6 protein-coding genes are annotated in these 6,801 nt (G+C 73.9%); 4 read left to right on the top strand and 2 right to left on the bottom strand.

The window, feature by feature from the left end; translation table 11 throughout:
* Positions 1 to 389: 389 nt before the first annotated feature.
* Complete coding sequence (locus ACFWZ5_RS43705; RefSeq protein ID WP_384805482.1) at positions 390 to 1,601, bottom strand: hypothetical protein; 1,212 nt, start codon at positions 1,599 to 1,601, stop codon at positions 390 to 392.
* A 206-nt stretch (positions 1,602 to 1,807) separates the two neighbouring features.
* Between ACFWZ5_RS43705 and ACFWZ5_RS43700 the strand changes: the two genes are divergently transcribed.
* From ACFWZ5_RS43700 to ACFWZ5_RS43685, 4 genes are all read left to right on the top strand, one after another.
* Complete coding sequence (locus ACFWZ5_RS43700; protein ID WP_384805480.1) at positions 1,808 to 2,839, top strand: ABC transporter substrate-binding protein; 1,032 nt, start codon at positions 1,808 to 1,810, stop codon at positions 2,837 to 2,839.
* A gap of 70 nt (positions 2,840 to 2,909) precedes the next feature.
* A complete protein-coding gene (locus ACFWZ5_RS43695; protein WP_384805478.1) occupies positions 2,910 to 3,770 on the top strand; it encodes a Nif3-like dinuclear metal center hexameric protein in 861 nt (286 codons plus the stop codon).
* The gene (locus ACFWZ5_RS43690; protein ID WP_384805484.1) at positions 3,767 to 4,510 is read left to right on the top strand and encodes a zinc ribbon domain-containing protein; all 744 of its coding nucleotides are present in this window, start codon (positions 3,767 to 3,769) and stop codon (positions 4,508 to 4,510) included. Before ACFWZ5_RS43695 ends, ACFWZ5_RS43690 begins: the two co-directional genes overlap by 4 nt.
* A gap of 12 nt (positions 4,511 to 4,522) precedes the next feature.
* On the top strand, positions 4,523 to 6,064 hold the full coding sequence (locus ACFWZ5_RS43685) for a bifunctional RNase H/acid phosphatase (protein ID WP_384805476.1): 1,542 nt from the start codon (positions 4,523 to 4,525) through the stop codon (positions 6,062 to 6,064).
* Between the two features lie 9 nt (positions 6,065 to 6,073).
* Here ACFWZ5_RS43685 and ACFWZ5_RS43680 read toward each other — a convergent pair whose 3' ends face one another.
* Positions 6,074 to 6,688, bottom strand: a complete 615-nt coding sequence (locus tag ACFWZ5_RS43680) for a bifunctional 4-hydroxy-2-oxoglutarate aldolase/2-dehydro-3-deoxy-phosphogluconate aldolase (protein ID WP_384805474.1) — start codon at positions 6,686 to 6,688, stop codon at positions 6,074 to 6,076.
* Between the last annotated feature and the right edge of the window lie 113 nt (positions 6,689 to 6,801).

Raw genomic sequence — 6,801 nt, 5'->3', positions numbered from 1 at the left:
CCGCGCTCGCATTCCCCGCCCACCCGCCCCCTCCCAGGGGCGGGTGGGCGGGGGGTATCCAGCCCGTCCGGCGTTTGAGGACGAGCCGCGGAGCGGCGACAAAAGGGGAAAGGGGCGAAGCCCCATACGAGTGAGGGCGGGTGGGTGGGGGAGGACAAGCCCCCGGCGTCAGCGGGACTGTGTGGGAGAGGGTTCCCGGCGATGACGCCCCCGCGGCGCCCCCTCCTCGTCATGGTCCGCCACCGGCCCCCGGTGCCGCCCCGCCCCGGGGACATCCCCCTCGACAGAGGAAAAAACCGGCTCCCGCGGCTCGACAGCCACATCCGTACTGGTCTCAGTCGTCATGAAACTCACCCCGTAACAAAGATCGTTCGTACAGCCGGGCGAGTCTAACCGGAGGCCCCACGCCCGCCCAGGGGTGCCTGTTGAAGGGGAACGGGCCGCGCCACCCGGGCCGCGACCCGCGCGGCCCGGGGAGCATCACCACGTCCCCCGTCCTTCCTCGCCCCACGCCCACCCCCACCCCCGGCCCTCGCCCGCACAGGCACCCGCACCTGCGCGACCCCGCACGGCACCGCACCCGTCGCATACGGCAGCCGCAGCACCCCGGACGGAGTCCAGCGGCCGACGCCCGGCAACCAGCCGTCAGGAGGGGCGAGTTGATGGACCCGCCGGTCAGCGGGGCGCCACGCGTACAGCTCGGCCGCACAGTCGCGCTCCCGTACCCACAGGGCCACCGCGCAGCCCTCCGGCGTCAGGACCTGGCCGGGCTGGATCGCGAACGGCGTCACCGCGCGGCCCGCCATCCGCAGGCACTCGGGGAAGCGGACCGGGAGCGTACTGCCCAACACCCCCCAGCCCAGGCGTGGTTCGCCGGGCGCGTCGGAGCGGATGAGGAGGAGGCCGCTGTCGGCGTCGGCGAGGAGCAGGCGGTCGTCGCTGTCGTCCGCGATCTGGAGCAGGGGCGACACCTCGCCGCCGCGCTCCAGGTCGACGGCCACGGTCTTGGTGCGCCCGTCGAGCTCGCGGTCGACGGCGAGCATCCGGTTCGTCCGGTCGAGCCAGACGCCGCCGGTGCAGCGGCCGGGGATCTCGGCGAGGTGCTCGGGCCCGAAGGAGCCGCCCGCGATCAGCCAGACGGCCGTCGAGCGGGGCCCGGCGGCGAGGGCGTACGCGTACGCGCCACGGGGCGCGGGCGGAAGCAGCGTCAGCTCGGCCCCTTCGCACTCGACCCCGCCGAGCGGCACCTCGCCGGTGCTCGGCCCGGTGGGATAGAGGAGCGCGAAGACATGGCGCCCGGCCGCGCGCCGGTGGACCAGGACGCGCCCGTCGGCCAGCGGCAGCACATCCGTGCCGGGCTCCTCGGGCTGGTGCCCGGGCAGCGGCACGGCGTACGGCTCGGCGGAGTCGAGGGTCCAGCGCTCGGGGTACCAGCACCCGCCGGACTGCGCGAGCCGCGCCGCGTACGCGCCGTCGGCGGTGATGCGTCCCCCCTCCGCTTCCTCCCCTTCCACCGCGCCGGTGCCGTCCGCCGCGCCGAGCAGCGCGACCACGTCGGGGAGGGGGGTGGGGGGCGGGGGCTCGACCACGGGGGCTGTCATCTGGGGTCACCTCCTGGCGCGACGCTAGTTTTCGTACGCATTGGCGTGGCATCCGAGGCCCTCCGCTTCACGCGTACGTGTGGCGCTGTCCCGGTTCGCCTGAGAACGCGGGGGCGAATGTGCTGGGTGGGGGAGGCGGCGCTTATGGTTAGGCAAACCTAAGTGCACCCTGGGTGCGCGCTTTCCTGGAGTAAACCGGAGTACCGATGTCCATACGACGCCGCGGCACCGCCGCCCTCGCTCTCGCCGTGGCCGGCGCGCTCGCCCTCTCCGCCTGCGGCGACGGCGGCGACGACAAGGGCAAGTCCGACAACGGCAGCGGCAGCAAGGCCGTCGCGCAGGGCGGCGACGAGTTCGCGAAGGCCGCCGAGAAGACCGCGAAGATGGGCACCACGGCCAAGCCCGGCCAGTTCCCGCGCACCCTCACCCACGCCCTGGGCAAGACCGAGCTCAAGCAGCGGCCGAAGCGCGTCGTGGTCCTCGACGTCGGCGAGCTCGACAACGTCGTGTCGCTCGGCGTCAAGCCCGTCGGCTACGCGCCCACCGAGGGCGACGACGGCATCCCCGGCTACCTGAAGAAGGACGCGGGCAGCCCCAAGGACGTCGGCACCATCAACGCGCTCAACCTCGAGGCGATCGCGAACCTCAAGCCCGACCTGATCCTCGGCAGCGAGCTGCGCGCCGCCAAGCTCTACCCGCAGCTCTCCAAGATCGCCCCCACCGTGTTCTCCGTGCGCCCCGGCTTCACGTGGAAGGAGAACTACCTCCTCAACGCCGCCGCCCTCGACAGGACCGCCGAGGCCGAGGCCAAGCTCGGCGCGTACGAGAAGAAGGCGAAGGCCCTCGGCAAGGACATCGGCCCCAAGGAGCCGACCGTCACGATGCTCCGCTACATGCCGGACCGCATCCGCCTCTACGCCAAGGCGTCCTTCATCGGCACGATCCTCCAGGACGTCGGCCTGCCGCGCCCCAAGAACCAGCAGGTCAACGACCTGGCCACCGAGATCAGCCCGGAGAAGATCGACTCGGCCGACGCCGACTGGATCTTCACCGGCGTCTACGGCGACGCCAAGAAGACCGGCCGCTCGGGCGCCGAGAAGAACCCCCTGTGGAAGAAGCTCGACGCCGTGAAGAAGGGCCGGGCCAAGGACGTCCCGGACGAGACCTGGTACCTGGGCCTCGGCGTGACGGCGGCCGACTCGGTCCTGGACGACCTGCGCGGCCACCTGGTCAAGTAGCGGGTCGGCCGGTCCTGGGTGTACGTCACCCAGGGCCGGAGGGGCGCAGGGGGAAGGTAGCCTTTCTTCTGTGCCCCGTCTGTCTGAAGTGATCGCCGCCCTTGACGCTCTGTGGCCCGCCGAGCGGGCCGAGCAGTGGGACGCCGTCGGCACGGTGTGCGGCGACCCGGACGCGGAGGTCTCCCGGGTCCTGTTCGCCGTCGACCCGGTCCAGGACATCGCCGACGAGGCGGTGAGGCTCGGCGCCGACCTGCTCGTCACGCACCACCCGCTGTATCTGCGCGGTACGACGACGGTCGCGGCCTCGACGTTCAAGGGCCGCGTCGTCCACGACCTGATCAAGAACGACATCGCGCTGCACGTCGCGCACACCAACGCCGACACCGCCGACCCGGGCGTCAGCGACGCCCTCGCGGGCGCGCTCGGCCTCCGCGTCGTACGACCCCTCGTACCGGACCCGACCGACGCGAGCGGCCGCCGCGGCCTCGGCCGGATCTGCGAGCTCGAACACCCGCTGCCGCTCGCCGAGTTCGCCGCGCGGGCCGCGCGGCGGCTGCCCGCCACCGCACAGGGCGTCCGCGTCGCGGGCGACCCGGAGCGGACCATCAGGACCGTCGCCGTCAGCGGCGGCTCCGGCGACAGCCTCTTCGACGCCGTGCGCGCCGCGGGCGTCGACGCCTTCCTCACCGCCGACCTGCGCCACCACCCGGTGTCGGAGGCCCGCGCACAGGCGCCGCTCGCGCTGCTCGACGCCGCGCACTGGGCCACCGAGTGGCCGTGGTGCGAGCTGGCGGCCGCGCAGCTCGACGAGATCTCCGACCGGCACGGATGGGGCCTTCGCGTCCACGTCTCGAAGATGGTCACCGACCCCTGGACCGCCCACGCGGCGTCCTCCCCAGCAACCGCTAGCAACCTTGGAGCCCCCAACTGAACGCCGCGCCCGCCGACCAGATCCGTCTCCTCGACCTCCAGGACCTGGACGTACGCCTCGCGCAGCTCGCGCACAAGCGCAAGTCGCTGCCCGAGCACGCCGAGATCGAGTCGCTGACGAAGGACCTCAACCAGCTGCGCGACCTGCTCGTCGCCGCCCAGACCGAGGACAGCGACTGCTCCCGCGAGCAGACCAAGGCCGAGCAGGACGTGGACCAGGTGCGTCAGCGCGCCGCCCGCGACCAGCAGCGCCTGGACTCCGGCGCGATCACCTCGCCCAAGGACCTGGAGAACCTCCAGAAGGAGATCGCCTCGCTCGCCAAGCGCCAGGGCGACCTGGAGGACGTCGTCCTCGAGGTCATGGAGCGCCGCGAGTCCGCGCAGGAGCGCGTCGCCGAGCTCACCGGCCGGGTCGCCTCCGTCCAGGCGAAGATCGACGACGCCACGGGCCGCCGGGACGCCGCGCAGGAGGAGCTCGACCGCGAGGCCGCCACGGTCACCAAGGAGCGCGAGGTCGTCGCGGGCTCCGTCCCCGCCGACCTGCTCGGCCTCTACGACAAGCTGCGCGTGAAGCAGGGCGGCATCGGCGCGGCCAAGCTCCACCAGCGGCGCTGCGAGGGCTGCCGCCTGGAGCTGGACATCACCGAGGTGAACGAGATCAAGGCGGCGTCGCCCGACAAGGTCGTCCGCTGCGAGAACTGCAGCCGCATCCTGGTGCGCACCGCCGAGTCCGGCCTGTAAGGGGCGGCGGCGGTGCGGGAGTTCATCGTCGAGGCCGACGGCGGCTCCCGGGGCAACCCGGGGCCCGCGGGCTACGGCTCGGTCGTCATCGACGCGGCGTCCGGGGAGACCCTGGTCGAGACCGCGGAGTACGTCGGCGTCGCCACGAACAACGTCGCCGAGTACAAGGGCCTCATCGCGGGCCTGAAGGCGGCCCGCGACCTCGACCCCACGGCCACCGTGCACGTCCGCATGGACTCCAAGCTCGTCGTCGAGCAGATGTCGGGCCGCTGGAAGATCAAGCACCCCGACATGAAGCCCCTCGCGGCCGAGGCGGCCCGGATCCTGCCCGCGCCCCAGGTGACGTACGAGTGGATCCCGCGCGAGAAGAACAAGCACGCGGACCGCTTGGCCAACGAGGCGATGGACGCGGGGAAGCGGGGCGAGGCATGGTCGCCGTCACAGTCGACGGCGGACCTGGCGGGCCCTGCTGACCTGCCTCCGGCCGGTCCACCCGGCGACGCGGCGGCGGGGGCGGCGAAGGCCCGGGCGGCGCTGGCCGGTGCGGCGGGTGCTGCTGCCGGTGGGCGTCGTGGGGCGGACGCGGACGCCGTCGCGGCGGGCCGGGCGGCGTTCGGCGGCTCCGCCGCGCGCCGAGCGGAGGACGAGAGCGCCGCGGCTACGGCTGGCACGGCTGAGGGCGCGGACGCTGGAGCTGGAGCGGCTGCTGGTGGGGCCGTGAGCTTCGCCGGCCCCGGTGCGTCCGTGGACACCGCCGCTGGCGCGGGCGTCGGTACGGGCGCGGCCCGCGACGTGGGAGCCCGCCCGGCAAAGGGCCCGGACGCGGCCGATGCGCGGGCCGCGCGGTCCGTCGCGGCCGGTGTCGCCGGAGGGAGTGGCGCCGCTGCCGGGACCGTCACCCCGCCCGTGGGGTGGGCCGCGCCCGCAGACCTGGGAGCCCCGGCGACCTTCGTACTCCTGCGGCACGGCGAGACCCCGCTGACCCCCCAGAAGCGCTTCTCCGGCAGCGGCGGCAGTGATCCGTCCCTGTCGGACATCGGCCGTGAGCAGGCCGTACGCGTCGCCGCCGCCCTCGCCGCACGCGGCACCGTGCAGGCCGTCGTCTCCTCGCCGCTGCTGCGCTGCCAGGAGACCGCCCGCACCGTCGCCGCCCGGCTCGGCCTCGACGTACACCTCGAAGAGGGGCTGCGCGAGACCGACTTCGGGCAGTGGGAGGGCCTCACCTTCGCCGAGGTGCGCGAGCGCCAGCCCGACGAGCTCACCGCGTGGCTCGGCTCACCGAAGGTCGCGCCGCCCGGCGGCGAGTCCTTCGCCGAGGTGTCGAGCCGCGTCTCGGCGGCGCGCGACAAGCTGCTCGCCGCGTACGCGGGCCGCACCGTGCTGCTCGTCACGCACGTCACGCCCATCAAGACCCTCGTACGGCTCGCGCTCGGCGCGCCGCCCGAGGCGCTGTTCCGCATGGAGCTGTCGGCGGCCTCGCTGTCCGCCGTCGCGTACTACGCGGACGGCAACGCCAGCGTGCGGCTCCTCAACGACACCGCCCACCTGCGCTGAGCCCCGCGCTCAGCGCAGCGCGGCCGCCTCGCGCGCCAGGGACTCGACCCGCGCCCAGTCCCCGGCGGCGACCGCGTCGGCGGGGAGCATCCAACTGCCGCCGACACAGCCGACGTTCTTCAGCGCGAGGTACGACGGCGCGGACGCGGCGGAGATGCCGCCGGTCGGGCAGAAGCGGGCCTGCGGGAGCGGGCCCGCGAGCGACTTCAGATACGCGGTGCCGCCTGCCGCCTCCGCCGGGAAGAACTTCAGCTCGCGCACGCCGCGCTCCAGCAGCGCCACGACCTCCGACGTGGTCGAGACGCCCGGCAGGAACGGCACGCCCGACCCCCGCATCGCGTCGAGCAGCGCCTCCGTCCAGCCGGGGCTGACCAGGAAACGGGCGCCCGCCGCCACCGCGTCCTCGACGTTCCGCGCCGAGATGACGGTGCCCGCGCCCACGATCGCGTCCGGGACCTCGGCCGCGACCGCCCGGATCGCGTCCAGGGCCGCCGGGGTCCGCAGGGTCACCTCGATCGCGGGCAGGCCCCCCGCGACGAGCGCCCGCGCGAGCGGTACGGCGGCCTCGGCGGAGTCCACGACGACGACGGGGATGACGGGGGCGAGGTCGAGCACGGAGTCCATGGGGGCATGGTGCCCCTTCGATATCGCTCTGCGCAAAGGGTGTTGCGTGCTGTGCAATGCGGGTGGGGGCCCGGCTGGGAGCCCCCATGCCCGCCCCTTCACCGAAACCAGAG

The sequence above is a fragment of the Streptomyces sp. NPDC059003 genome (assembly GCF_042740445.1).
Classification (GTDB): domain Bacteria; phylum Actinomycetota; class Actinomycetes; order Streptomycetales; family Streptomycetaceae; genus Streptomyces.
This window is presented reverse-complemented; position numbering and strand designations above follow the sequence as displayed.

Bases quoted from the DNA above. Each gene is read 5' to 3' on its own strand.
- ACFWZ5_RS43705 (WP_384805482.1), bottom strand. From the start codon at position 1,601: ATGACAGCCCCCGTGGTCGAGCCCCCGCCCCCCACCCCCCTCCCCGAC.
- ACFWZ5_RS43700 (WP_384805480.1), top strand. From the start codon at position 1,808: ATGTCCATACGACGCCGCGGCACCGCCGCCCTCGCTCTCGCCGTGGCC.
- ACFWZ5_RS43680 (WP_384805474.1), bottom strand. From the start codon at position 6,688: ATGGACTCCGTGCTCGACCTCGCCCCCGTCATCCCCGTCGTCGTCGTG.